22 protein-coding genes and 1 tRNA gene are annotated in these 25041 nt (G+C 53.8%); 4 read left to right on the plus strand and 19 right to left on the minus strand.

Annotated elements, in window-relative coordinates; translation table 11 throughout:
• Positions 1 to 206 precede the first annotated feature (206 nt).
• The 3 genes from H9X84_RS08155 to H9X84_RS08165 are packed head-to-tail and all read right to left on the minus strand — an operon-like array spanning position 207 to position 4322.
• Positions 207 to 1745: an ATP-binding protein gene (locus H9X84_RS08155; RefSeq protein ID WP_205133799.1), complete on the minus strand. Its 1539-nt coding sequence runs from the start codon at positions 1743 to 1745 to the stop codon at positions 207 to 209.
• Between the two features lie 6 nt (positions 1746 to 1751).
• On the minus strand, positions 1752 to 3131 hold the full coding sequence (locus H9X84_RS08160) for a VWA-like domain-containing protein (protein ID WP_330612308.1): 1380 nt from the start codon (positions 3129 to 3131) through the stop codon (positions 1752 to 1754).
• 15 nt (positions 3132 to 3146) lie between these two features.
• Positions 3147 to 4322: a leucine-rich repeat domain-containing protein gene (locus tag H9X84_RS08165; RefSeq protein WP_205133800.1), complete on the minus strand. Its 1176-nt coding sequence runs from the start codon at positions 4320 to 4322 to the stop codon at positions 3147 to 3149.
• A 240-nt stretch (positions 4323 to 4562) separates the two neighbouring features.
• Here H9X84_RS08165 and H9X84_RS08170 point away from each other — a divergent pair.
• Positions 4563 to 4639 (plus strand) — tRNA-Arg (locus H9X84_RS08170).
• Between the two features lie 186 nt (positions 4640 to 4825).
• On the opposite strand, the gene H9X84_RS08175 is transcribed toward H9X84_RS08170, so the two are convergent.
• The 4 genes from H9X84_RS08175 to H9X84_RS08190 all read right to left on the minus strand — a co-directional run bounded on the left by H9X84_RS08175 (position 4826) and on the right by H9X84_RS08190 (position 7634).
• On the minus strand, positions 4826 to 6220 hold the full coding sequence (locus H9X84_RS08175) for a site-specific integrase (protein ID WP_205133801.1): 1395 nt from the start codon (positions 6218 to 6220) through the stop codon (positions 4826 to 4828).
• A 20-nt stretch (positions 6221 to 6240) separates the two neighbouring features.
• Positions 6241 to 6447, minus strand: coding sequence for a helix-turn-helix domain-containing protein (locus H9X84_RS08180; protein ID WP_003510854.1), 207 nt, complete (start codon positions 6445 to 6447; stop codon positions 6241 to 6243).
• A gap of 526 nt (positions 6448 to 6973) precedes the next feature.
• Positions 6974 to 7216, minus strand: coding sequence for a helix-turn-helix domain-containing protein (locus H9X84_RS08185; protein ID WP_003510855.1), 243 nt, complete (start codon positions 7214 to 7216; stop codon positions 6974 to 6976).
• A complete protein-coding gene (locus H9X84_RS08190; protein ID WP_243423656.1) occupies positions 7209 to 7634 on the minus strand; it encodes a sigma-70 family RNA polymerase sigma factor in 426 nt (141 codons plus the stop codon). Before H9X84_RS08190 ends, H9X84_RS08185 begins: the two co-directional genes overlap by 8 nt.
• Before the next feature lie 495 nt (positions 7635 to 8129).
• On the opposite strand from H9X84_RS08190, the gene H9X84_RS13305 reads away from it, so the two are divergent.
• On the plus strand, positions 8130 to 8351 hold the full coding sequence (locus H9X84_RS13305) for a helix-turn-helix transcriptional regulator (RefSeq protein ID WP_330612309.1): 222 nt from the start codon (positions 8130 to 8132) through the stop codon (positions 8349 to 8351).
• A 169-nt stretch (positions 8352 to 8520) separates the two neighbouring features.
• On the opposite strand, the gene H9X84_RS08200 is transcribed toward H9X84_RS13305, so the two are convergent.
• The 7 genes from H9X84_RS08200 to H9X84_RS08230 form a co-directional block, all read right to left on the minus strand.
• The gene (locus tag H9X84_RS08200; RefSeq protein WP_205133803.1) at positions 8521 to 8892 is read right to left on the minus strand and encodes a metal-dependent transcriptional regulator; all 372 of its coding nucleotides are present in this window, start codon (positions 8890 to 8892) and stop codon (positions 8521 to 8523) included.
• An 11-nt stretch (positions 8893 to 8903) separates the two neighbouring features.
• Positions 8904 to 10652, minus strand: a complete 1749-nt coding sequence (locus H9X84_RS08205) for an ABC transporter ATP-binding protein (RefSeq protein WP_205133804.1) — start codon at positions 10650 to 10652, stop codon at positions 8904 to 8906.
• Complete coding sequence (locus tag H9X84_RS08210; protein ID WP_205133805.1) at positions 10645 to 12426, minus strand: ABC transporter ATP-binding protein; 1782 nt, start codon at positions 12424 to 12426, stop codon at positions 10645 to 10647. Before H9X84_RS08210 ends, H9X84_RS08205 begins: the two co-directional genes overlap by 8 nt.
• Positions 12427 to 12552: 126 nt before the next feature.
• Positions 12553 to 13512 carry a helix-turn-helix domain-containing protein gene (locus tag H9X84_RS08215; RefSeq protein ID WP_205133806.1) on the minus strand — a complete coding sequence of 320 codons (960 nt, stop codon included), beginning with the start codon at positions 13510 to 13512 and terminating at the stop codon, positions 12553 to 12555.
• Between the two features lie 5 nt (positions 13513 to 13517).
• A complete protein-coding gene (locus H9X84_RS08220; protein WP_205133807.1) occupies positions 13518 to 14930 on the minus strand; it encodes an ABC transporter ATP-binding protein in 1413 nt (470 codons plus the stop codon).
• A 4-nt stretch (positions 14931 to 14934) separates the two neighbouring features.
• A complete protein-coding gene (locus H9X84_RS08225; protein WP_205133868.1) occupies positions 14935 to 15618 on the minus strand; it encodes an energy-coupling factor transporter transmembrane component T in 684 nt (227 codons plus the stop codon).
• Complete coding sequence (locus tag H9X84_RS08230) at positions 15618 to 16223, minus strand: MptD family putative ECF transporter S component (RefSeq protein ID WP_205133808.1); 606 nt, start codon at positions 16221 to 16223, stop codon at positions 15618 to 15620. Before H9X84_RS08230 ends, H9X84_RS08225 begins: the two co-directional genes overlap by 1 nt.
• A 401-nt stretch (positions 16224 to 16624) precedes the next feature.
• On the opposite strand from H9X84_RS08230, the gene H9X84_RS08235 reads away from it, so the two are divergent.
• Complete coding sequence (locus tag H9X84_RS08235) at positions 16625 to 16954, plus strand: plasmid mobilization protein (RefSeq protein ID WP_003510872.1); 330 nt, start codon at positions 16625 to 16627, stop codon at positions 16952 to 16954.
• Positions 16915 to 18264 (plus strand): relaxase/mobilization nuclease domain-containing protein, encoded by a 1350-nt coding sequence (locus H9X84_RS08240; RefSeq protein WP_205133809.1) that lies wholly within the window; start codon positions 16915 to 16917, stop codon positions 18262 to 18264. Before H9X84_RS08235 ends, H9X84_RS08240 begins: the two co-directional genes overlap by 40 nt.
• Before the next feature lie 6 nt (positions 18265 to 18270).
• Here H9X84_RS08240 and H9X84_RS08245 read toward each other — a convergent pair whose 3' ends face one another.
• The 5 genes from H9X84_RS08245 to H9X84_RS08265 form a co-directional block, all read right to left on the minus strand.
• Positions 18271 to 20016: an ABC transporter ATP-binding protein gene (locus H9X84_RS08245; RefSeq protein WP_205133810.1), complete on the minus strand. Its 1746-nt coding sequence runs from the start codon at positions 20014 to 20016 to the stop codon at positions 18271 to 18273.
• Complete coding sequence (locus tag H9X84_RS08250) at positions 20013 to 21797, minus strand: ABC transporter ATP-binding protein (RefSeq protein ID WP_205133811.1); 1785 nt, start codon at positions 21795 to 21797, stop codon at positions 20013 to 20015. The genes H9X84_RS08245 and H9X84_RS08250 overlap by 4 nt, the downstream gene beginning before the upstream one ends.
• A 61-nt stretch (positions 21798 to 21858) precedes the next feature.
• Entirely contained in the window at positions 21859 to 22476 is a 618-nt protein-coding gene (locus H9X84_RS08255) for a TetR/AcrR family transcriptional regulator (protein ID WP_205133812.1), read from the minus strand.
• Positions 22477 to 22593: 117 nt separating this feature from the next.
• Positions 22594 to 24681, minus strand: coding sequence for a heavy metal translocating P-type ATPase (locus H9X84_RS08260; RefSeq protein ID WP_205133813.1), 2088 nt, complete (start codon positions 24679 to 24681; stop codon positions 22594 to 22596).
• A gap of 57 nt (positions 24682 to 24738) precedes the next feature.
• Positions 24739 to 24999, minus strand: coding sequence for a DUF6110 family protein (locus tag H9X84_RS08265; RefSeq protein ID WP_122789722.1), 261 nt, complete (start codon positions 24997 to 24999; stop codon positions 24739 to 24741).
• Between the last annotated feature and the right edge of the window lie 42 nt (positions 25000 to 25041).

A 25041-nucleotide genomic window follows, 5' to 3' on the forward strand; every position in this document is an offset into this window, starting at 1 on the left:
ATAGTGGCTCATAGTTCCTCCTAGTTTAATGGATGTCTTTGCAAACACCATTTTACCAGAAACTGTGAGTCATTTTTACTTGTTGCACTTAGATTATAAATTCAAACCATAAAAAACAGAACTTCAGATGTATTTCACATCTTCATAAGCAAACAAAGAAAGCCGGAATCCTTGCAAAGGATTCCGGCTTTCTTATTTTTCTGAAATCAGAACAGCAGGTTCACGCTGTCCTTCGCCTTAGCGATGTCCTCCAGAATGGACTTCTGTTTTTCCTCAAACAAGAGCTCTTTATTATAGCGATAGTAGGCGTCGCTGCCGTTTTCGCTGATGAACTGTACACTGTAATAGTTGGCCGTCAGCTCCGTCACAAAGATCACCATTTCCTGTCCTGTACCGAAGGTTTCCTCTAAGAAGGCGAAGGAATGTTCCAAAAAGGCGGCGGCTTCCTCTACCAGACCTTCCCGCTCCTCTACCAGCGCGGCAAACTGCCCTTTCAGGCTATCGAAGGCCTCGTCCTTTGTCCGGGCACCGCTTTCCTTGGCTTTTTGTCCGTAGCCTTCCAGCAGGTCCAAAGCAGCCCTTCTGGCTCTGCTTTCATGCTTATCCAGCAGATTGGCCTTCTTTTCCCGGTCATAGCCCAACCGCTCTTCCTCCAGAAATCCTTCCAGCAGAGTCTCCCAGGCAGTCTCCGCACAGTAAGGGCTCTGGAACCGCTCTTTTGCCTCCAAAAGCGCCTGATGAACCTTTGTGGTCCGTAAATCCGCCTCATAAGCCGCTGTAAAGGCTTCTGTCAGCCGGCTGAGCAATAACCCCATGACACTCAAACGCTCGTCAAAGGGCGCGTCCTGGAGCTTCTGAACGGCATCCTTGCCATACTGACCCCGCAGAATGTCCTCCACCTTGTAATCCGTCTCGTATTTCCGGTAAAGATCCAGATAATTTGCAAAATCCTTGGCGATCTTTCTGTGCTGGAGATACTGATATACCAGCCCTTCGTCCGGTGTAATGCCCAGCCCTTCATAGACCTGCAGCACATTAGAAAGATCCTCCCAGCCTCTGGCCGTAACGAAGCGCTTTCCGTCCACTGTGGTCTCCATGGCGTAGAAATTGTTTTTCTTGATCTCCAGATAAGACAGCACGGCCCCATGAATGCCCTGTTTCCAGGCATATTCCTTCCAAACAGGGAAGTCCGGCTCCACATCAATCTTCTTCACACGGTCCAAAGTCACCACGTCGAACTCCCGGACGCTCTTGTTGTACTCCGGCGGATTGCCTGCCGCCACAATGATCCAGCCTTCCGGCAGCCGATGAGAGCCAAAGGTCTTGGCCTGCAGAAACTGCAACATAGCAGGGGCCAGTGTTTCGGAAACACAGTTAATCTCATCCAGAAACAAAATCCCCTCTTTTAAGCCCGTTTCCTCCATTTTGTCATAAACAGCGGCGATAATCTCGCTCATGGTGTATTCTGTGACGGCATATTCCTTTCCGCCGTAGTTCTTATGGCTGATAAAAGGCAGGCCAATGGCGCTCTGGCGGGTATGGTGGGTGATGCTGTACGCCACCAGTCCAATGCCGCATTCTCTGGCTACCTGCTCCATGACCGCCGTTTTGCCGATCCCCGGCGCCCCCATGAGCAGAATGGGCCGCTGGCGCACCACAGGGATCTGATATTCCCCAAAATCATCTTTGGCAAGATACGCCGCGATGGCGTGTCGGATCTCTTCCTTCGCTTGTTTGATATTCATGGTCCTTTACTCCTTGTTATATGAAATTTCCAGATCTTCTTTGCCTAATACCACCTTCATGGCCCAGGGCGGTACTTCTCTTTCGTTATAGGCCCCGTCGTCCAGAAAGACAAACGCCGTGTCATAGGACGGGCGCTTTTTGGGGAACTGCCCCCAGCCGTCGGTAAAATAGATCAGCCCTTTCAGGCTTTGAAAAGCCTTTTCCTCCATGAGCTCCTCCACATAGGAAAACACCGGCCGGAAATCTGTTCCGCCGCTGCCCCGCAGGTCAAAGGCGGCCATGTACTGGGCCAGCTCCTCCTGGGAGGTGATCTTCTGATCCTGCTGTATTTTGGCGTCGCACTGTATGATGTGGAGATTGAACTTGTGGAAAAAACTCTCACTCTGGCGGAGGATGGCATAGGTCTCCTCCAGGAACCGCCGTACCACATCTCCCTCGCAGGATTCGGAGGTATCAATGGCAATGACCAGCTCCTCCACCTTTTTTACTTCCTTGTACTCCAGCGCCTCGATCAGGGGCATATTACCGTAAAGCTGAAGGCCATAGGTATAGAAAATATAGTCATAGCTGTCGTCGTCCACCTGAATATCCTCTTTCCAGGTAACGAACTTTTCCAAAAACCGGCGGTAATCATACCGCTCCCGGTTCTCCACCCGCAGGTATTGCAGCAGATCGCCGGCTTCTTCCCCGGCGTCCTTGGAAAAGGTCTCCAGATCCGTCTGCATTTTTTCGCTGATCTCCCGCCATTTTTCTTCCATTTCCTGACGGCGCTCCTCCTCGCTCTGAGAAGGATCGTCCTGATTTTGATTCCGGTCGTTGTCCTGATCCTGCGAATCGTCGTCCTCTTTTTTCTTCTCCCAGAAAACATGGTCGTCCACCCAGAATTCCAGCTGTAATTTGCCAAATTCCTGGATAGACAGTTTTTCCTCCTGCAATACCTGATAGATCCCCTCCGCCGTCAGCACCTTCAGCCGCCGGCGCAGCTTTTCGTACCATTCCTGCCGCCGGTCAGAAACCACCAGCCGTACGGCGGAAAAAGGCAGCACATCCACCATGGACTCCACAGCCATATCGCAGGCCAGGTTCCAGTATTCCTCGTCCCGCTCCCCCTGATGGAAGGGATGGCGGAACAAACAGTGCAGCAGCATATGCAGATAAGCCCGGTTCACCAGCACCGGGTCTGACTGATACCGCTCCATCAGATATCTGGGGTTGAACAGTATTTTCTCCCCGTCCGTCCCCACATACAGAGAGGACAGGTTCATTTCGTAGCGCAGGGCACTCAGCGCCATATCCAGAAACCGCATGGATAAATACAGCTGATTCCGGGAGGCGCTTAAAATACGGCTGCCCAGCTCAATTAAATTACGGTGTGTTTCATTCACAAATCCACCCTCTTTTTATAAGTCAAAGGTCTTTTTCTTCTTCTGGAAATGCTGGTGCTCATATTCCAGCAAAAACCCTGTGATTTCTGTTTTCTTGGCTTCTCCCGCCTTTTTCAGCAGCGCCGCCGTACTTTCCGCCGTCAAAAGCCCCCACTGGGCAAACAGGCGGATCTTGCGCAGGTCCCCCATGGAAATATAGTAAGAAGCCGCCCACAGAAAATGCTCCTTTAGATACTGGAGATAATCCGCCTTCCTGTTCTCCTGAAGGCGGTAGGGGTATTCCAGACGGTACATTACCAGAAACAGCACCATCAATGCCTCGTCCTCCCGCCGGGTCAGATAAAACAGCTCGTCAAAACGGCGGAAATCAATGTCGGAATTGCCGATGCACTGGCGGAAGAGATGGCCCGTCCCATAATTGACCTGATGGAACTGGCGGGCAGGGGTATCCTCGATATATTCATACTGATAATCCGGCAGCAGCAGCTTAGCTGTCTCTCCGTTTTCAAAGGTAATGGTCAGATGCAGCTCCTGATTCAGCACCGAAATCAAATCGGCGATATGGCGGCATCTGCCAAAGGAAAGCATCCGCAGATGGTCGCAGTTCAAAAACAGGCCCGTACCCAGATCCCACGTCGTTCCGGGGATATGGATCTGTTCCATATTCCGGCAGTTATAAAAGGCATAGCCGCCGATCTTCTCCACCGTCTCCGGCAAAATCATTTTTTTCAGACTGCGGCAGCCATAAAAGGCATAGCCCTCGATCTCCCGCAGACCCTGCGGCAGCGCCACAGACTCCAACGCGGCACAGTCCGACAGCAGATGATCCGACAGTCTTTCCAACCCTTCCGGCAGATGCAGCAGCGTCAGCGCCGTACAGCCATAAAAGGCATAGGGGCCGATCTCCGTCACCGTATCCGGCAGGAAAATCTGTTCCACGGCAAAGCCCTCTGCCTCCTTGGGCGGTGCTTTGCGCTCCTGCGGGACCACAGGCACAAAGGACAGCTGTGTTTCCTCCTCTTTTTCCGCCTTCGGAAGTTCCGCGGCCACAGCAAAGGCATAAGCCCCCACCGCCGTCACCGGCTTTCCTTCGATCCTTTCCGGCACCCGCAGCACAGACGCCCGTCCCTCGATGCCGATGATCTTTGCCCCGTCTTCCAACAGGGTATATTGTATCCTTACAGAACCCATAGTCGTTCCTTCCTTTTCTTTTTTAGGCAATGCCTTAATATATAATTATACTAGGGTTTCCCTATGGCTGTCAAAGAAAAAAGACTTGACGGCGGCAAAGAAACTCTCTAAAATAAAAAAGAAGTCCGCGCCGCGGACTTCAAACATGTCTCTGTAGCTCAGCAGGATAGAGCGTCCGCCTCCTAAGCGGCAGTTCGTTCGAATCCGTTTGGGCGGAAAAATTGAATTTTTTTGATATATGTCCCAGTAGCTCAGTTGGATAGAGCACGAGCCTCCTAAGCCCGGGGTCGCACGTTCGAGTCGTGTCTGGGACGCCAAAAGCTCCGCTGCAAGCCGTTTTTCGCCGGTTTGCAGCGTTTTTTATTTTTCTTCTCCCGGCCTGCCGCTCGTTTGAGGCCGGGAGGATTTTATGCGCTGCTATGTATATCCTGCTAAGAAGAAACGAACGATTTCCACGTCCTTGCTAAGAAAAATCCCATCTTTGCTAATTGGAGTTTTCGGACTTACCTGCCGCCCGGTGCCGCCGAGAGCAGCGCAGCCAGGGTATTTGCCAGTTCCGGCGACTGCCGGAGCTGTTCCACCAGGGCCTCCAGGTCGAGCGTCGCCGGTGCCGGTTCCTTCGGCTCCTCCGGCGGGCGGACCGCCCGAAGATCTGGCTTGGCATAGAAGGCGCTCTCAAACTTCTGGGCGTTGATCTTGCGGTCCTCGTCCAGGATATGGGCATACACGCTGGTAATCATGTCGATCTCCGCATGGCCCGTGTCGCCCTGGGTAGCCTTCAGGTCGCCGTGGTTCAGTTTCAGCTTGTAGGTGGTGCTGGAATGACGGAGGGAATGAAAGACCACTCTGGGCAGCCTCGCCTTCTCCCGTAGCTTCTCAAACTCCTTTAGGATGATGCGGTCCTCACAGGGGCGCCCATTGGGCAGCGCCACCACCAGGTCAAAATCCTGGTACTCGTCACCGAGAAATCCGCGAAGCTCGTCCTGGGACTTTTTCCATTCCCGCAGGATGTAGGCCAGCGTCTTGGGCAGCCATACCTTGCGGATACTGGAGTCCGTCTTGGGCTTTTTCAGAATCACCCTGGTGCTGGTGTTGGGAAACAACGGCGTAAAGATGTGGTAGACATCCTTCTGCCCCAGCATCTCAATGGCCCGCTTGGAGGCCCGCGCCAGCTCCTTGTCGATGAAAACATAGGCGTTGTCATCAGCAATATCGTCATCGGAGATGTGGACATTGTTCCAGGTCAGCCCCAGGATCTCACCCATCCGCAGGGAGCAGGCAAAGGACAGGTTCATCGCTACATAGAGCTTGCTGTCCGTACACTGATCCAGAGCAGTGCGGATCATATCGGCGGTCCAGATGTCCCGCTTCTTATACTCCGTCTTGGGCAGTACCACATTGTCAAAGGGGTTCTTGGCGATCAGCCCCCACCGTACTGCCTGCTTGAAAGCGCAGCGCAGGAGTTTGATGATCTTCTCAATGGTGGAATTGGTCACAAAGTCCGTCTTTGCGTGATGGGTCCTTGTATTCACCGCAGGGGTTTTCTGCAAAGTCTGGATGTACTTGTCCACTACTCGCGGGGTGACCTCCTGCACCTTCATATCCCCAATGATGGGGTTGATGTAGTTGGCGATTGGCGAGTTTTGGCTGTCGTACATGGAAACGCCCCACTTCTTTTCTCCGTAGAGGGAAACAAAGTCCAAAAGAAATTCTGCGATGGTCTGGTTGCTGGGCGGAAGAAAGGTCCCCGTGAACTGCTGGTTCTCCACCTCCGCCTTGCGCTTCAATGCGTCCTGGTAAGAGGTGCGGGTTTCCCATTTCTGCCGGGTCTCACCATTTTCATCCGTATAGTTGTAGACAATGGAATAATTCTTTTTGCGTTTGATAATCGAAGCCATAACGATACTTCCTTTCTAAGTCATAGGTCAAGTGACTCCAGCCACTCATCGAATGACCGCTTGGAAATGCGTATGGCGTTGCCAATTCGTACGATCTTAAAGTGTCCTTCCTTCACGAGAAGATAAGCGGATGTTCGGCCAATACCCAGGATTTGAGTAATGTCCTCAACCGTATAAGTTCTTCGCTCCGGGGACTCCTTCTTCGTACCGTTCCATGCTTGTGACATGGCAGCCCCCTTTCTAAATCAGAAACGGCACGAATAAGAATGGCTCATAATTTACCCATTCTCATTTTACCGCGCCGTTTTGTGTTTGTCTGCTGCTAATCGAAAAGTTTACGAACTATCCATAAACTTAAAGCAACAGGATTTGCTTAAAAAGAGAGAGGCAGAAAACGGACGGCTGCTGGCACAGCTCCACGGGAATTTCACCCCGGCCCATGCTGATGGGTGCGGCGCACGATGCTTTGCGGGCGTCCAATGCGCGAGTCTCATTATCCTGCCTGCGTATCCTCGCCCACAGGCTGCCACACCTGTTTTGCGGCCTGGTGTTCGTCGCTCTCCTGTTTGGTAGGGGTCCCGTCCTGCGGACTTGCAACAGGGTCATGGCGCACCGGCCGACCGGCTCCACGCAGACAGATCGTATCCGTCTGCCTTATACTGCGCCGGAGGCCACCCGCCGGGCTTTCTTTGTCAAGGAGCTATAACGGGACGCCGCGTGGAAAGGGGAAAACACGCAGCGCCCGGCCCTGGATCAGCTCAGGTCAAAATCCAGGATGGAGATAATCAGCTTTGCTTCCAGCCGACCGCGCAGATCTTCGTCCACCTGGGGACGGGGATAGCCGTCAGGGCCATAGCTCGTCCGTGTAGACAGCGCGGCGATGTAGCCGGAATAGTGCCGGACTACCCGGCTCACCGCTTCGGGGTCTCCTCCGACAGCGGCGGCGATCACCGGGTAAGGGATCAGCGATGCCCGCGTGCACGCAGATTTAGTCATCCGCTTCACCTCCCATCAGCTCCTTCAGCAGCCGATAGGCTTTATGCCTGCGGGTATTGACCGTCCGGCGAGGCATGTTTATGTACCTGGCGATCTGTGCGTCGGTCATCCGCAGGAACCAGTGCATCATAAAGATTTCCCGGTCCTCCTGGGACAGCCCCAGAAGCGCCTCGGCCAGCCCGTCGTCCTCGATCAGGATCACGGCCCCTCCCACAGGGAAGGTCGTGTATTCCCACGAGTAGCGGTCATAAACCGCAAGCTGGGCCATTTCGGCCTCGGACAGCTCCTCCAAAGACGCGAAACGCTTCTGGCGTTGGCTGATCTGGCGATAGCCGTTGCACGCCTCGCATTTCAGCACCTTCTTGCAGTAGCTGTCAAAGGCGTACTGCTTGTGCTCGTAGTGGCGGTCAGGTTTCAAGTTCTCACCTCCCTTCGTGCCGGGAGGCAATTCTTTTCTTCCCCTTTCGCTCACTACTCGTTCACGAGAGGTCCTGTTTGGCTGGTTTTCGGGATCTATCTGAAAAAATTTTTTGCCGCTCATACTTGGCTCCTTTCGTTTCGTTCAGATTGACAGGCCGGAACGAAACGGGGCGGGGAGCGGCAGCCCACGCCCAGGCGCAGGCGGTCACGGGGACGGGCTTTGTTGGATATGAGCCGCAGTATATAAAAAGCGAGCCATAACTCACTTTCATGAGCATGGCTCGCTGCTGCGTTATTGGAATATTTTTCGTAGTGGCATGGGCGTCCGCCGCATAAGCGGTAAACCCCGCCTTATTTTGACCTCCTTTGTGTTGGCGCTCTCATCCATATCTCCCTTTACTCCGAAATATGAGTTATAACTCACTTTACATGAGTTCTATGGTTATTTATATGAGCGGAAGCACACCCTACAATGATGTAGAGGTGATGTGCAGTGAACAATCCGCTGGATCTATTTGCATGGAAGGTGCGGTCAGAACGGAAGCGGCAGCATCTGACGCAGAAGCAGTTGGCTGAACGCCTCGGTATGAACCCCCGCACGATCATAGATTTGGAGACCTGCCAGAGTAATCCGAAATTTGAAACGGTGGTCCTTGTCGCCAAAGAATTGAATATCAGCGTGGAAGCCGCCATCTTCCCGGAAATGGTAAATTAGACAGTCTCGAAAACAGTCGTGGACTTCTTTGCCGGGAAAAGCGAAGCAGAGATTGAAAAGTTTATCGCACTCTGCAAACAGGCGGAAGCCTTCCAAAAAGACGAGTAACGCGGTCGGGTTCGATGTGCCCGGCCGCGTTACTGTTTCACCCGTTTGCTATGCGGGCAGTTTATTCTTCTTTTGTTTTATAAGCATTTTTCAGACGCTCGAAGGACTCCTGGCTGATAACATGCTCCATCCGGCAGGCATCCCTTTCCGCTGTTTCCGGGTCTACGCCGGCTTCAATCAGTCGGTCAGTAAAGAAGCGGTGCTTTTCGTAGATCCGCTCCGCCACTTCCTGGCCCACATCGGTCAGATGCAGGAAATAGTCGCTGTCCATTGTCAGGAACCCCCCTTCACGCAGCGTCGCCACCGCATGGCACACGCTGGGCTTTGACACCTCCATGTGCCGGGCCACATCTACGGAGCGCACCATGCCCATCTTCTTATGGAGAACAAGGATGGCCTCCAGATAGTCCTCCCCGGACGCATGAAGTTTCATTAAGACCTCCCTTACTGTATTCGCCAGCCTTCGGCTTGTTCGCGGATCTGGATGAACTTTTTATAAGTCCCTTCCTGTTGCAGCAGTTCCTTATGCGTACCCCTCTGAGCCACAGTTCCGCCATCAATCACAAGGATTTGGTCGGCGTTCTCAATCGTGGCCAGACGATGGGCAATCGTAATAATAGTTTTACCGTGTGTTAGAGCAGAAATCGCTTCTTGGATCAAATGCTCATTCTCTGGATCAATACTTGCGGTTGCCTCATCCAAGATAACAATGGGAGCATCCTTGAGCATCGCCCTGGCGATAGAAATTCTTTGCTTTTCACCGCCGGAAAGCGAAGAACCCCCTTCACCAATCACTGTGTCATAACCGTCCGGCAAAGCCATTATGAAGTCGTGACAGCGGGCTGCTTTTGCGGCGGCGATAATCTGTTCATCCGTAGCGTCCGGGCTGCCGAATTTAATGTTATTCTTGATGGTATCCCGGAACAAATAGACATTCTGAAAAACCATACTGATATTTTTTAGCAAGCTATCGCAGGTAAATCGGCGAATATCTGTTCCGCCAACGGTAATCGTTCCGCTGTTCACATCATAGAAACGAGCAATCAGGTTACACAGCGTAGATTTTCCGCTGCCAGATGGCCCCACGATGGCCGTTGTGCTATTTTGCGGAATTTTGAAGTTCAGGTCATGCAGAACAATCCGGCTGTCATATCCGAAAGAAACATCCCTAAACTCAATATCATAGGTTGCCGGTTTTATATCGGTGCCATCCTGGTCGATATAGTTTACATTCTCTAATGCTTCCAACTTGTTCATGGCAGAGTCCACAACTCCAAGCGTATGGGCCGCGTCATTGATATTCTCCACACTGCCGAACATCACAAAAGAGAACAGGACAAACATCAGGAAGAACGCCATACTCATTTGTCCCTGCAATGCCTGCCATGCACAAATAAAGACAATTCCCATCGAAGCCAGTTTCAAGGCAAACAGATGCAGACAATTAAATGGAGTAAAGCCTTTTTCCACCTTGATATGAATATCTTTCAGATCTTTACTGGCATTGCGAAAGTTTTCAATAGATGCCCCTTCCTGTCCAAAGGACTTCACAATGGAAAGACCCCGGATATATTCAATCGCCGCGCCGGACATATCTTCCATTGCTTTATGGGTTGTTGCAGCGGTTTTTTCACTGTGTCTGCTGATCCCCTGCAAAGCCAGCGCCGAAAGAACAACACCGACAACAGAAATAACTGCAGCGACGGGGCTGAAAAAGATCAGGCATAAAACGATGGCAATAAACTTTGCATATCCATTGATGATGACATCCACCATTTTCATGCCCTGTAATTCCAAAGTAGACAATTCCGTGGTAACACCTGCCAGAATGTCACCGACACTGTTCTGTGAAAAGTACCCAAGGGGAACCCGTTTCAGTACATCGCCCAGATGAATACGCTGTCCGGCGGCCACTTCATATCCAATGCTTTCCTGCAACACTGCCCGGAGATAAGAAAGCAGGAAGTTCAGCACAATCGAGCCAATAATGATCCACAGCGTTTGCCAGATTAAAACAGTATCAATCGCAGTATTCGTCCAGTATGCCTGGATCGCTTTATCCAGCGCGAATGCGGCTGCCATTGTAGGAATAGCAGTAGACAGACTGCTGAAAAAGGAACACACAGAACCTAGATAGAGGCGGCCTTTATATTTGCCAGCCCATCGGATAATGCGTTTCATTGACTTAAACATTGACAGCCACCTCCTTTTTCTCGCCCACAGACCAGTTCTTTGCACCAATATGCGCCTGCCACATATCCGCATAAAGCGGGCAGCGTTCCAGGAGTTCCTCCTGCTTTCCGCAGTCAACAATCTGTCCTTTCTTCAGAACAACAATCTGATCTGCGTTTTGAATTGTAGACAGACGATGGGCAATCACCAGCAGGGTCTTTCCTTTGGAAAGGGCCATGATGGATTTCTGGATTTTATCTTCATTCTGCGGGTCAGTGAAGGCAGTTGCCTCGTCCAAAATCACAATAGGCGCATTTTTCAGAATTGCTCTCGCAATAGCGATCCGTTGCTTTTCTCCGCCGGAGAGCCGCTTGCCAGCATCACCGGCCGGGGTATCATATCCTTTTTCCAGCCGAACAATAAAATCATCGCAGCAGGCCGCTTTTGCGGCGGCATACACTTCCTCATCCGTAGCATTTGGATTACCCAGGCGGATGTTCTCTTTGAGAGAGCAGTTGAATAGGAAATTGTCTTGTGTCACAAAACTGACCAATTCGGAAAGCTGTCGGATGGAAAGTTCCTTGATATTCGTGCCGCCGATGGAGATGCTGCCGCCGGTCACATCCCAAAATCGGGCAATTAGGCGGGCAACGGTGGACTTGCCGCCACCGGATGGCCCAACCAGGGCTGTAAAACTTCCCTGCGGCATTTTCAAGCTGATGTCATGTAACACTTCGTTTTGTTCGGTGCTGTCATAGGAGAAAGACACATTCTGTAAAACAATATCTGTGTGCTCAGTAGGAACAATCTTGCCTGCATCCGGTAATATGGGCAGGTTCAGGATTTCGTTTGCAGCTTCTACTGCGTACTCCATTGACTTTGCCTCATTGATAAACGTGGTGGCTTTCATCAGCGGGCCGACAATACTCAGCGAAAGAATAATTCCCATCGCCAGTTCAGCAGGCGTGATGCTCCCGCTCTGCATCAACAACAAACCGATGGGAAGTACCCCCAAGAGGGTGGTAGGCATAATCGCCATCATCAGGTTCATTGTTTTCCAGGTGCTTTTGAACCATGCCAGAGTAAAATCCTTAAAGGACTTTACCGCTCCCACAAATTTTTCATAGGATCTGGTGCTCTGATTGAATGCCTTAACAACCTCAATGCCTTCCACATACTCAATGATGACATTGTTGACATGGTTGTTTGCCTCCATATAAGCTGCGTACTGGCTGTTATAGTTCCGCATGAGAAAAAACATGGGGATCATGGCCAGAACCGGGGCAATCAGGACTGCAAGGCCCAAACGCCAGTCAATCGCCAGCATCCAGATAAAAATGGCAATCGGAAGGAGCAAGTTCGATGTCAGCTCCGGGATCATGTGAGCCAGAGGCGGCTCCAAATCCTCCACCTTGTCCATGATAATATTCTTCAAGTAACCGATCCTTCGCCCCAATACTTCGCCAAGGGGCGCCCTCATCAGGCGGTTTGCGATTTTCAGGCGGATGCCTTCCAGTATCGTGTAAGCGGAGATATGTGCCAAAATTGTGGAAATGCCAAAGCAGATGACACGGATCAGGTATCCGCCTACGCCTACCAGACACCAGAGCATGATGTTGTTCAAAGTAGCGGTCCGGTTAATGAACAGGAGAAGAATTTCATACACCGCCCAAAACGGAACAAAGCCTCCGGCAACACTTAAAATGGCACACAAAACTGAGAGGGTCATTTTCCCTTTGCATGGCCCTGCAAAAGAGAAAAGTGTTTTTACCCAGTTCTCTTTCTGTTGCTTCATAGTAGTTCACCTCTTTCACTCGGTTTGGTCAGCAAAAGAAAAAGGATGGTTAAACTCTGCTAACCATCCTTAATGCTACCATGATTCAATTTTTCTTTCCGCTCCACACGGCCTTTTCTGCACCAATCAGATAATTGATTTTCGGTATTCTAACGGCGTTTTCCCCATTGTCTGATGAAATGCAGAAGCAAATTTGCTGGGACTGTCATATCCTACAAGTCCCGCTATCTCAGCCACCTTCAGCGTCTTATCGGATCGCAGCAAAGAAGCGGCATAGTTCATTCGGTAATTCCGCATATATGTGAAAATTGGGCTGCCATATACCGACTTAAAACAATTTTTCATGGGAGTTAGAGCGATGTCAAACCGCTCGGAAAGCTCCTCTAATGTATAGTTCTGTGTTAAGTCCTGAGTTAGGAGCGCCTGAATTGCTTTAATCTTCTCAATCTGCCCTTTGTAGAAATACGGGCGTTCTTCTGTATGCCCTGCCAATTCCAGAGCATCCAGATACAACAGCAGCTCCAGCACCTTGATTTTGAAATAATCCCTCTTGATTTTGACCGGAACATTGTAAAGCTCAGAAAAGATGTGTTCAATCGCCGGTTCACCAGGAATGACATAGGGTGTACGGTCACTGCAATATTTATTTTGTAATTCGTAAAGGTCAACAGAAAAGCCCTTCATATAGGCTGGAATTTCTTTTGCCGCGGTTTCCATTTGAAAGCCAATGGAAATACCGTGGTAGTGGCAAAGGGGAAATTCTACTTTGCCGGAATGATGGATGCGGCGATCTACCCGAAGATCGCCAGCCTCTAAATAGCTAAAGGCATTTTGGCCGACTTCCTGCTCAATGCGCCCTTCTCGGCAGTGGTCTATACAAAGCAGATCCATATCTGTCTGGAAGCCCGAAACACACTCCTTCATGTGGAAATCATTATACATGAGAAATACACCGGGAAAGACATGATAGAGCGTCATCATGCCTTCTCCGGAGTTATCGCTTAAACGCATGACCTTACAATCATCTGACTCGATTAGGTTTTGAACATTCGGGCCGTAGTACATTTCCCGGAATAGTTCCGGCATAGACGCTACCTCCTTTCTATGGAGCATCCCTCCATATCAAATATTTTATCACAAGTCCGGCCCAAAAACTCAAAATCATGGGAAACAATGATGATAACTTTATTCTCATCATTCAACTTGCGGATCATATTGCTCACTTCCAGCATACGGTGATAGTCCAGGCCACTGGTCGGCTCATCAAAGACAAGTACATCCTTGTTGGAGAGAATAGCGGTTGCCACCGCAAGGCGCTGTTTCTGACCTCCTGACAGGGCCATCGGATGGCGGTCTTTGAAATCCAGCAAATAAAAAGACCTGAGAATTTCTTCAATCCGCTCCGGCGGACAATCCGGCTGCGCCAGTTCACATTCGTTCCATACGCTGTCTGAAAAAAGCTGATGGTTCACATCCTGCATAACACAGAAGCTGGCCTTATTGCGCTGTTTTGCTTTCAGTGTTTGCCCATCCAGTCGAACCGTTCCGTTCACTTCTTTCAAAAGCCCGCACAGGCAGCGCGTCATCGTCGTTTTTCCTGCGCCGTTATGACCGACAATTCCCAACACTTCACCCCGTTTTGCAGAAAAGCCAAGACCACTGAATACTGGCTGCTTATCAAAAGCACAGGAAAGATTTTCTACGGACAAGCCTTCCTGCGCTCCTGGCAGATCAGCGGGAGGTAACTCCATCACAGGATGGACAAGACCTCTAAGTCCCATCCTGATACGCTGCTCATCCGAAAGACTGCGAAACTCGTTCCCGGAAAATATCTGAACGATTTTTCCCTTTTGAATGAAGATTGCCCGGTCAATCAGATCCATCAGGAAATATAGGCGGTGTTCGGCAATAACAACCGTCCGCCCTTCTTTTTTGATCTGGATAATCTGCTGGCGTAAGGTGTCAATCGCGTCGGCATCCAAATTTGCTGTCGGCTCGTCCAGCACAAAAACGGACGGGTTCATGGCATATACAGAGGCAAACGCAAGACTTTGTTTTTCCCCGCCAGACATGGAAAAAATGTTTCTTCCCAAAAGCGATTGAATTTTCAGGGCGGAAACAGTGGCCTCATAGCGCTCTTTGATTTTCTTTGGTTCGACGCCTGCATTTTCCAGACCAAAAGTAATTTCGCTGTCCGAGTCAATATTGAAAAACTGAGATTTCGGATTTTGGAACACAGAGCCAACCTGTTCTGCCAGACGGTACATTTCTGTTTTCGGCACTTCCATACCGTTTACAATCGCCCGGCCAGATAAAGTACCGCCCTCGACAAAATGAGGGATTAAGCCGTTAATCAGTTTTGTCACTGTGGTTTTGCCACAGCCCGACTCTCCTGTAAGGACAACACATTCTCCCTGATAGATATTCAGGTCAATATGGGAAAGCGTTCCCTGCTCTTTCTCATATTCAAAGGATACATCCTGAATTTGGATCACATGGAACACCTCCTTATCCCACTGTAATTGAAATTATGCAGAAAACCACACCTACCGCCAGACATAAAAAGTCCTGCACACCGAACTTCATTTCAATCATACTTGTCTTTGGCGCAGGGTTTTCAATACCCCGCGTAACAGCGGCGGCGGATAATTCTTCCGCTGTCGTTGTGGCAGAGATCATGGTCGGCACCAGTAAGCACTCAATTTTTTGTACTCCATGAATATTACGGAGCTTCATGGCATCCCGGATATAGCCGGTTTCTTCTTTTAAAGCCGGAAAATATCGGACAGTTACAGACAAAGGAATAATCAATCCCTGCGGGATATGCCATTTCCGAAGTGCAACCATCAATTCCCGGACGGGCGTTTTCTGTAATACCATTGTACCAACAATCAAACAAGGGAAAATCTTTCTTGCATAAGATACAATGATTGTGAAGCTGCTGGCTAAAATTTCCGGTCCGTTTGGAAATACATAGTATTGTAGCGCCAGACAAATTCCAAATGCGATTGCCAGTTTGCCTGCGGATTTTTGGCATCCGCAGGCAACGATCAGCAGGAGCAGAAAAATAACCCATGTAATTTCAACCCATACGGAGTGCTGGGTAAAGGCCACAATATTTGCCAGCACTAACAAAAGTAATTCTGTCCGTGGATCGAACCTTAATGTGTGCTTTTTGCCCGCTCCATTCATCACACAATTCCTGCCTTTACAAAGTGCTTTTTGAACAAACCTCTGGCGATAAAGGCTCCGATGATACCACCGATGATTGGAGCAACAAACAGAACGATTAGCATCGCATTGGATGACAGAGCTTCAACTGCCGCGACATAATCAGCGGGCATTCCCTGTTCCGTAATCTGCGCCAGGAAATCGGCCTTAAACAACCAGATGGGAAGGGGAGAACCAACCATTCCCATCGAAAAAATCACATAGGCAATCGAATTTCCCTTGAAGCTATTATATTTAGTCACCGCCCGGACAACTTCGGCCAAAATGCAAGTTGAAGCCATTGAGATCAGGATCACCAGGGTAAATTGTCCAGTGGCAAAATAGATGAGAGCAGTGATAAGCCCCATCAGGAAAACTGCACCCAGTTTTTGAACCTTTGCGACCATCAGCATAAAGGGAATGCCTGCAAACACAGCGATGAAGCCAGGCATCAGCATCCAAAGAACAGGGTGAATACCTCCCAGAAGCATGAAGGCAAAGTTGATAACAAAGTAGATTGCGGAAAAGATACCGATGGTAATGAGGTCTTTTCCTTTCAGTTTTTTGTCCGTACTCACTTCAGACATTGAAAATTCCTCCTTTTAGTTAGGTTGTGCTAACCTGTAGGCTTTTTGAAAGCGCCCTTCGGCGCTTACAGTAACCATCATAGCAGACCTGAAAAGTCTTTTCCACTCCAATCAGCCTTTTTTGTTCCAATCAGACGATTTCTTTTTATCAGAGTTTTGCTTGAGTGAATTTTATTGTTCTTATGAAATTTACAGTTTAATTTTACTCTGCTTAAGCCATTTCGCTTGTTAAGGATTGTAGTATTAGTAGAGGGGGAAAACGAGGGTAGGGTTACGGTAGCAAGCACAGCCAGCGAGTACCCACTGGCGGATTTTGTGTTTAGGGAGACCCCTGCCCCTAAACACAAAAATTGCTTGCTGGGATAGTCCCAGACCCTTATAAGAAACGGAGGCGAAATGGCATGGCAAATCGAAAACGAAATATCCAGATGAAGTTCTGGGTGACAGAGGAGGAAAAGCGGCTCATCGACGAGAAGATGAGCCAGCTTCCCACAAAGCGATATGGCGCCTACCTGCGGAAGATGGCGATTGACGGGTATATCATCCAGGTGGACACCACCGACATCAGGGAGATGACAAAGGCCCTGGGCTCCATCGGCCGGAACATCAACCAGATTGCCAAGAGGGTGAACGCCGGCGGCCCCGCTTATCAGGCCGATATGGAGGAGATACGGGAGAGATTGGAGCAGATATGGCAGTTACAAAGACGCATCCTATTAAGTCAACGCTGAAAGCGGCCATCGACTATATCTGCAATCCAGACAAGACGGATGGGAAGCTGCTGGTGTCCTCCTTCGGCTGCACCGCGGAAACCGCCGACATCGAATTTGCATGGACCCGCCGCCATGCTATCGACAAGGGCACGAACCTGGGCCGCCACCTCATCCAGGCGTTTGAGCCTGGGGAGGTCACGCCGGAGGAAGCCCACCGGATCGGCATGGAGCTGGCGCGGGAGGTCTTGGGCGGCAAGTATGAATTTGTTCTCACTACCCACATAGACAGGGATCACGTCCATAATCACCTGATTTTCAATGCGGTCAGTTTTCAGGACCACAAGCACTATCACTCCAACAAGCGGAGCTATCACTTCATCCGCCACGCCAGCGACCGCATCTGCAAGGAGCATGGCCTGTCTGTCATCGTCCCCGGCCGGGACAAGGGCAAGAGCTACATTGAGCACCAGGCAGAACAGGACGGCACCAGCTATAAAGCAAAGCTGCGCTCCGCCATCGACCGGCTTCTGCCCGGCTGCGCCGACCTGGAGGACCTGCTCCGCCGCCTCCAGCGGGAAGGTTACGAGCTGAAACGGGGCAAGTACATCTCCGCCAGGGCTCCGGGCCAGGAGCGGTTCACCCGTCTGAAGACCCTGGGCGCCGACTACGCTGAGGAGGCCCTGACCGCTCGGATCGCCGGAAGGCCCAGCCCCTCCCGCCAACCGAAGCAGCGCACCGGGAAGCCCAGCCTGCTCATCGACATCCAGAACAACATCAAAGCCCAGCAGAGCGCCGGCTACAAGCATTGGGCGAACATTGAGAACTTGAAGCGAGCGGCGGAAACGCTGAACTTCCTGACGGAACATGGCATCGGAAGTTTGGAGGAGCTGTCCGAGCGGTGCGACGGGGCGGCGGCCGCCACCGCCAGGGTGAAGGCGGACCTCCGGGCGACGGAGAAGGAAATGGAGCGGCTGACCCTCACCATGAAGCACGCCGCCACCTACCGCCAGCTCCGGCCCCTGTATGAGGAATACCGCCAGTCCAGGGACAAGGAGAAATTCCTCCGGGGGCATGAGGGCGAGATCATCCTGTTCGAGGCGGCGGCAAGGGAGCTGAAACGCCTGGACGCCGTACCCCTGCCCGCCGCCCAGCGGCTCCGGACAGAAATGGATGAGCTCACCGCCAGAAGGACCGCCCTGCAATCGGAATACAGGAAGGCTCAACAGAAAGAACGGGAGTACGACACCCTCAACCAAAACGTCCGTATCTTACTGGAACGGTCAGAGGATGTTGTACTCCCGAAGGAAAGATCGAATGAACTTGAATAGACGGAATTAACCCAGCCGCCACTGGGCGTTCTCGTTTTGAAGCTCCACCATACGGCGGTAGAGGCCGCCCTGCTCCATCAGCTCCGCCGGGGTGCCCTGCTGGGCCACATGGCCGTCCTCCAGCACCACGATGTGGTCGGCCCCTGCCACGGTGCGCATCCGGTGGGCGATGACCAGCACTGTCTTGCCCCGGAGCAGGCGGGAGAGGGCGGCCTGGACGGCACTCTCGTTCTCCACGTCCAGGCTGGCGGTGGCCTCGTCCAGCAACACCACCGGCGCGTCCTTTAGAAGTGCCCGGGCGATGGAGATCCGCTGCCGCTCCCCGCCGGAGAGGGTGGAACCGTTCTCCCCGATCACCGTCTGATAGCCCTGGGGCAGTTTGCGGATAAATTCGTCGCATTGGGCGGCCCTGGCAGCCTCCAGCACCTCCTCATCGGTGGCGCCCCGGCGGCCCAGACGGATGTTCTCCATCACCGTGTCCCGAAACAGCACCACGTCCTGGAACACCATGGAGTAGGAGCGCAGGAGGGCCTCCGGGTCCACCGTGGACACGTCCGTCCCGCCCAGGGACACCTTCCCGCCGGTGACATCCCAAAACCGGGCGGCCAGCTTGCAGGCGGTAGACTTCCCGCCGCCGGAGGGTCCGATAAGGGCGGTGACTTCCCCCTGGCGGGCGGTGAAGCTCACATCCTCCAGCACCCCTGCACCCTCCCGGTAGGCAAAGGAGACATGGTCAAAGGTGATGTCGTAGCGGTTGGGGCGGAAATCCTCCGTTCCCGTCTGAACCGGCTGCTCCAGAATGGAGCGCATCCGTTCAATCTGCAGCTTGGTGTTGAAGGTAGCGGCGATATTCTGGAGCACCACCCCCAGGGGATCATACAGCCGGGCGGCAGCAAAGAGGAAACCCAGGAAATAGAGGAAGGGGAGCTCCCCGGCCAGCAGCAGCGCCCCGCCGGTGAGCACCGTGGTGGCAAGCCCCAGCCGCAGGAAGGCCTGGGCGGAGCAGACGAACACGCCGGTGGCCAGCTCGGAGCGGATGGAGCTGCCCTCCATGGCGGCCAGCTTTGCCTCCAGGCCGTCAAGGTACCGCTCCTGCCGGTGGCAGGCCTTGATGTCCCGGATGGTCTCCAGCCCCTCCTGAATGCAGTCGGCCACCGCCCGCTTGTTCAGGATATTTTTCGTTCCAAAGGCGTCCTGGATCTTCTTACTTCCCGCTGTCAGCGCCACCGCCACGGGCACCACCCACAGCACAGCCAGGGCCATGCGCCAGTCACAGGCGAACATGCACACCCCGATTACCAGTGTGGAACCGACGGAGGCGAACAGCTGGGGCACATAGTGGGAGAACATTTGATCCAGGCTGGAGCAGTCGGCAATCATGGTGGAGGTCAGGTCGCTGAGATCCCGGTTGCCGAAGAAGGACAGGGGGAGTCTCCGCAGCGTCTCTGCCAGGCTCACCCGGCGGTTGGCGCTCTCCCGGTAGGTGGCGATGTAGAGGGAGGCGTACTGAAACCAGTGGAGGACGAACAGCAGGATCAGCACCACCAGGGCAAAGCCCACATAGATCCAGAACCCGTCCATGGGACTGCCGCCGCCCTCCAGGCAACCCAGAAGATGCTGAACCGTGAACAGTACCGCCCCCACGGGGAACATGAGGGCCAGATTGCACACAAAGCACCAAATCACGGCCTTCACCAGGTCTCTGGCACCCTTCTCGCTGAGGGCGAAGATATGTTGTAATTTCTTTATCATACCGCTGCCTCCTTTCCAACCTTCCACTTTGCGCTACGCTGATAGTCCGCCCACATGGCGGCGTAGACACCGTTTCTTTCCAGCAGGGCGCTGTGATTGCCCTGCTCCGCAATCTTTCCCTCGCTGAGGACGATGATGTTGTCCGCGTTCTGCACCGTGGACAGCCGGTGGGCGATCATCAGCACTGTTTTATTCCGGGTCAGCGTCTCAAAGGCCTTTTGGATCTGATGCTCATTCTCCGGGTCGGCAAAGGCGGTGGCCTCGTCCAGTACCACGATGGGGGCGTCCTTCAAAATGGCCCGGGCCAGGGCGATGCGTTGCTGCTCCCCGCCGGAGAGATAGACGCCCTTTGCGCCCACCACCGTGTCCAGCCCCTGGGGCAGTTTTTCCAGGATGTCATCGCACTGGGCGGCATGTGCGGCGGCAAGCACCTCCTCCCGGGATGCATCCGGCCGGGCAGCCCGGATATTCTCCAGCAAGCTCTCCTTGAACAGCCGGGTATCCTGGAACACAAAGGCCACCTGCCCCATGAGGGAAGCGCTGTCCAGCTTCCGCACGTCCGCGCCGCCCACGGTGACGCTGCCGCTGTCCACATCCCAGAACCGGGGAATCAGGCTGGCGGCGGTGGTCTTTCCCCCGCCGGATGGACCCACCAAAGCCACCACCTGGCCGGGCTGGACGGAAAAGCTCACATCCTCCAGCGCGGGCCGGTCGGCGCCGGGGTAGGTGAAGGTCACGTGTGCAAAGACCACGGCGTCGCCAGCCGGCTTCTTTTGTACCTTCGATTCCTCCATGGGCTTCTGGCTCAGGATCTCGTCCAGGCGTCCGATGGCCTCGTCGGCCTCCATTACCGCCTCGCTCATATACATGATGCGGTTGATCATCTGACCGCAGGCAGGGGCGAACAGGGCGTAGAAGATCAGGTTCACCAGCGCGGTACGCACATCCCCGCCGGAGGCGATGAGCAGCGCCGCCGGGATCAGCAGGGCGAAGGCTCCGTTGATGAAGGTGAGGAAACAGGTCTGGCCCGTCCGGCAGCTCATGGCGTACTGACTGGCCAGGTCGCTGTAATCCTGGATGGCGGCATAGAAGGCCTTGAAGGAGTAGACCGTCTGCTGGAACATCTTCACCACCGGGATGCCCCGGACATACTCCACCGCCTCGCCGCTCATGCGCTCGATCTCCTGTTGATAGCGGTGGAAAAAGCCGGCGTTCTTGCCGCCCATCATCATGCACATGGAGAGCAGCGCCAGCACCATGGTGAGCAGACACAGCAGACCCATCCGCCAGTCAAAGAGGAACAGTACCACGATGGCGGCGATAGGCGTCACTGCCGTGGCGGCCAGGTCGGGGAGCTTGTGGGCAAGCAGGTCCTCGGTGAGCCCGGCGTTGTCGTCAATGAGCTTGCGCAGCCGCCCCGACTGGTTCCCGGCAAAAAAGCCCAGGGGGAGTTTCAGAACATGGGTCATGGCGGCGCGCCGGATGTTCCGGGCGGTGCGGAAGGCCGCGATATGGGTGGACATGAGGGCGGCAAAGTACAGCAGGATGCTGCCAACGGCAGTCCACACTGCCATCCAGCCCCAGAGTCCCAGGTTCCCGGCCCCGTCCAGGCCGGGCCAAGTGGACAACACGCTTCTGGCCACCAGCCAGACACACAGATACGGCGCCAGCCCCAGCACCGCCGACAGGGCGGACAGGATACAGCCCAGGATCGTTAGATTCTTGTGCCCGCCCGCATAGCCCAGGATGCGGGTCAGGCTGCTTGGTTTCTTTTGCTTCAAAGTGATCCCTCCTTGTTAAAATAGTTAGTCGAAGCTAACCTGTATTCAAAAAAGATAGGGGTTAAGCCCCCATCAATTTCAGCCATCCGGCGGTATAGAAATCGCGGAGTTGATCCACGTCCCGCAGCGCCTGCTCCCGGGGCATATCGTGGATCACGATCTCAAAAATGCCACTCATCATCCCGCTGGCGATGATGTGACACAGAGACTGGCTCAGTTCCGGAATGTCCCGGCCCAGACGGCGGAGCACCTCCATGTATTGGAGGGTGTACTCTACCTCCACCTCCACCATGCTGTGGACGAAGTGCTCATAGCTGGTACCCTCTGCGCGGGTGAGGAGCAGCTTCACCGGCTCCCGGTGCTGGCAAATGTAGTCCACCATCCAGTGGACGCAGTTGCTGGATTCCTCCCCCATGTGATCTGGCTGCTGCTCCTCAGGCAGTTCGGCAAAGGAAGTCTGGGCCTCCATGAACCGCCCCATCAAAGCGGCCGCGTGCGGCTCCACGATGGAGGCAAAGAGCGCCTCCTTGCTGGAGAAGTAGCCGTAGAAGGCCCCGGTGGTTACCCCAGCGTTCTTTACGATCTGCCGCAGAGAAGCCCCTTGAAAGCCCTTGTCCAGAAATTCGGCCATGGCCGCCTCATGGATTTTTTCCAGCGTGGCGTTAGACTTTTCTTCCATAGACTCTCTCCTTATAACAGCGTTATATAACACTGTTATAATACGACTGGAGCAGTAGTTTGTCAAGTGGAATACGAAAAAAGCCCGGCGCATACGCGCCGGACTCTGTCAGGAAACTTAATCTTGCTTTTTCTGGGGCAGGGCAGTCATACTGTGGAGGCTTACGCCAAGAGTAGACAGGTTGTGGAGCATGGCGGAGGTGGTTGGAGGCAGAATGCCCGTCACGCCAAGACCGATGAGCGCCCCGTTGAACCCGATGACAAAGCGGTAGTTATTCCGGATGCGGCGCATCAGGGCCATGGCCAGCTGCCGCAGGCGCACCAGCTCCCACAGGCTGTCGGCGGCAATGGTGATGTCGGCGATCTCCCTGGCGATGGCCGCCCCATCGCTGATGGCGATGCCGGCATCCGCCTCGGAGAGGGCCGGAGAGTCGTTGATGCCGTCTCCCACCATAAGGACAGTATGCCCTTCCTTCCGCAAAGCGGCCACATACTCCGCCTTGTCCGCTGGGAGAACCCCGGCCCGGAAGTCATCTACTCCCAGTTGCTCCGCAATGGAAGCGGCGGTACGGGGGCTGTCCCCGGTCAGCATCACCAGTTTTTTTACGCCCAGATTTCTTAGGGCAGATAGGACCTCCCGCGCCTCCTCTCGCAGAGGATCGGAGATGCAGATTACGGCGGAGAGCACCCCGTCGATGGCCAGATAGAGCTGGGAATACTCTGGGGGCAGCGCGTCGAACTTGGCCCGTTCCTCCTCTGGGATCACGCACTTCTCATCCTCGAAGATGAAGTGGGCGCTGCCGATGCGCACCTGCTCTCCGTCCACCGAGCTGGCAATGCCGTGAGCAACCAGGTACTCCACCTTAGCATGGCGTTCTTCGTGGCTCAACCCTCGGCGTTTGGCCTCCTCTACCACAGCGTTTGCCATAGAGTGAGGGAAATGCTCCTCCAAACAGGCGGCAAGGCGCAGCATCTCCGCCTCCTCCATACCATTGAAGGGGATGACGCGGGCCACCCTGGGGCAGGCATGGGTGAGGGTGCCGGTCTTATCAAAGACAATGGTATCGGCGCTGGCCACAGCCTCCAGGAACTTGCCGCCCTTGACCGTGATGTGCTCCCGTCCCGCCTCCCGCATGGCGGAGAGCACCGCCAGGGGCATGGCCAGTTTCAGGGCACAGGAGAAGTCCACCATAAGTACCGACAAGGCCCGGGTCACGTTCCGGGTGAGGGCAAGGCTCACCAGGCTGCCGGCAAAGGTATAGGGCACCAGTTTGTCCGCCAAGTTGGACGCTTTGGCTTCGGCGGCAGACTTCATCTGCTCAGACCGCTGGATCATCTCCACAATCTGGTCATAGCGGCTCTGGCCGGTGGCCTGCTTCACCTCCAGGACACACTCTCCCTCCTCCACTACGGTGCCGGCGTACACCGCGCCGCCGCGCCGCTTGGCCACGGGGACGGACTCGCCGGTGAGGGACGCCTGGTTGACGGTGATCTCCCCCTCCTCCACCACGCCGTCCAGGGGGATGACGCTTCCGGCTCGAACCACGACCCAGTCGCCGGGTCTGATCTGGCCGATGGAGGTGAGCACTTCACCAGCCTCGGTTTTCAGCCACACCCGATCCACATGGAGAGACAGGCTCTCTGCCAGGTCGGCTACGGATTTCTTCCGAGTCCAATCCTCCAGCAGTTCACCGATCTCCAACAAAAACATGACAGTGCCGGCAGTACCGAAGTCCCTGCGGCAGACGGAGATCCCGATGGACAACGCATCCAGCATCTCCACCTTGATCTGACGATGTCCCAGGCAGCGCAGACCTCTGTGCAGAAAGGGGATCATGTGCCAGACAATCCGGGCGATCCGCAGCGGGGCGGGCAAAAACAGGGTAGTGGCTGCTTTCAACGCCACCTTTCCCACCAGTTTCTCCTGGAACTCTCGGTTCAGAGTCCGGGTGCTGTGGCCGGGCAGGGTGACGGATGACTCCGCCCCGGCCCAAGTGAACGCGCCGAGGGCGGAGAGGACGGCTTCCCGGTCTCCCGTATAGGTTACGATGACGCAGCAGGTGCGCTCATGGACCACGGCCTCCCGGGTCCAGGGCTGTCCCTTCAGCCAGGTTTCCAGCAGATCCGCCTGGCGAATGGATATATTTTTTTGACGGAGCCGCAGACGCATCCGCCCCCGGCTCTCATGTACGATGGTTGCTTGCATACTAAATCTCTCCTCATGGAAAAAAGGGAGCCGTTTTCCGGCTCCCTTCCGCAATTTTCAGGCTTCCTGATCCTCCACCTGGGTCTCAGCTTCCTTGGCGGCTCGGGTCTCGTTGATGTCCTTTGCAGAGGCCAAGATGTCGGCGGCGTTCTCCTGCACACAGGTCACAGTTTCCATCACGCTATCCTTCATCCGCAGGCCGGCGGCGGTAATGTGAGTATAAGCTTTCTTGGCGTCTTTGCTGGTGAGCAGCTTCACGCCGACGGAGCCGAACAGAGTGCCGCCCACGAAGCAGGCCAGTCTGACATAGTGTTTCATCATGGAAATCTTTCCTTTCTGCTTTATTTGTGTTTGTAGCCC

It is taken from the genome of Anaerotignum lactatifermentans (genome assembly GCF_016902535.1).
Taxonomy (GTDB): Bacteria; Bacillota; Clostridia; order Lachnospirales; family Anaerotignaceae; genus Anaerotignum; species Anaerotignum lactatifermentans_A.

Bases quoted from the DNA above. Each gene is read 5' to 3' on its own strand.
- H9X84_RS08185 (WP_003510855.1), bottom strand. From the start codon at position 7,216: ATGACTAAATCTGCGTGCACGCGGGCATCGCTGATCCCTTACCCGGTG.
- H9X84_RS08240 (WP_205133809.1), top strand. From the start codon at position 16,915: ATGGCAGTTACAAAGACGCATCCTATTAAGTCAACGCTGAAAGCGGCC.
- H9X84_RS08225 (WP_205133868.1), bottom strand. From the start codon at position 15,618: ATGAATGGAGCGGGCAAAAAGCACACATTAAGGTTCGATCCACGGACA.
- H9X84_RS08210 (WP_205133805.1), bottom strand. From the start codon at position 12,426: ATGAAGCAACAGAAAGAGAACTGGGTAAAAACACTTTTCTCTTTTGCA.
- H9X84_RS08200 (WP_205133803.1), bottom strand. From the start codon at position 8,892: ATGAAACTTCATGCGTCCGGGGAGGACTATCTGGAGGCCATCCTTGTT.
- H9X84_RS08175 (WP_205133801.1), bottom strand. From the start codon at position 6,220: ATGGCTTCGATTATCAAACGCAAAAAGAATTATTCCATTGTCTACAAC.
- H9X84_RS08265 (WP_122789722.1), bottom strand. From the start codon at position 24,999: ATGAAACACTATGTCAGACTGGCCTGCTTCGTGGGCGGCACTCTGTTC.
- H9X84_RS08205 (WP_205133804.1), bottom strand. From the start codon at position 10,652: ATGTTTAAGTCAATGAAACGCATTATCCGATGGGCTGGCAAATATAAA.
- H9X84_RS08245 (WP_205133810.1), bottom strand. From the start codon at position 20,016: ATGATAAAGAAATTACAACATATCTTCGCCCTCAGCGAGAAGGGTGCC.
- H9X84_RS08260 (WP_205133813.1), bottom strand. From the start codon at position 24,681: ATGCAAGCAACCATCGTACATGAGAGCCGGGGGCGGATGCGTCTGCGG.
- H9X84_RS08255 (WP_205133812.1), bottom strand. From the start codon at position 22,476: ATGGAAGAAAAGTCTAACGCCACGCTGGAAAAAATCCATGAGGCGGCC.
- H9X84_RS08215 (WP_205133806.1), bottom strand. From the start codon at position 13,512: ATGCCGGAACTATTCCGGGAAATGTACTACGGCCCGAATGTTCAAAAC.
- H9X84_RS08165 (WP_205133800.1), bottom strand. From the start codon at position 4,322: ATGGGTTCTGTAAGGATACAATATACCCTGTTGGAAGACGGGGCAAAG.
- H9X84_RS08180 (WP_003510854.1), bottom strand. From the start codon at position 6,447: ATGTCACAAGCATGGAACGGTACGAAGAAGGAGTCCCCGGAGCGAAGA.
- H9X84_RS08235 (WP_003510872.1), top strand. From the start codon at position 16,625: ATGGCAAATCGAAAACGAAATATCCAGATGAAGTTCTGGGTGACAGAG.
- H9X84_RS08155 (WP_205133799.1), bottom strand. From the start codon at position 1,745: ATGAATATCAAACAAGCGAAGGAAGAGATCCGACACGCCATCGCGGCG.
- H9X84_RS08230 (WP_205133808.1), bottom strand. From the start codon at position 16,223: ATGTCTGAAGTGAGTACGGACAAAAAACTGAAAGGAAAAGACCTCATT.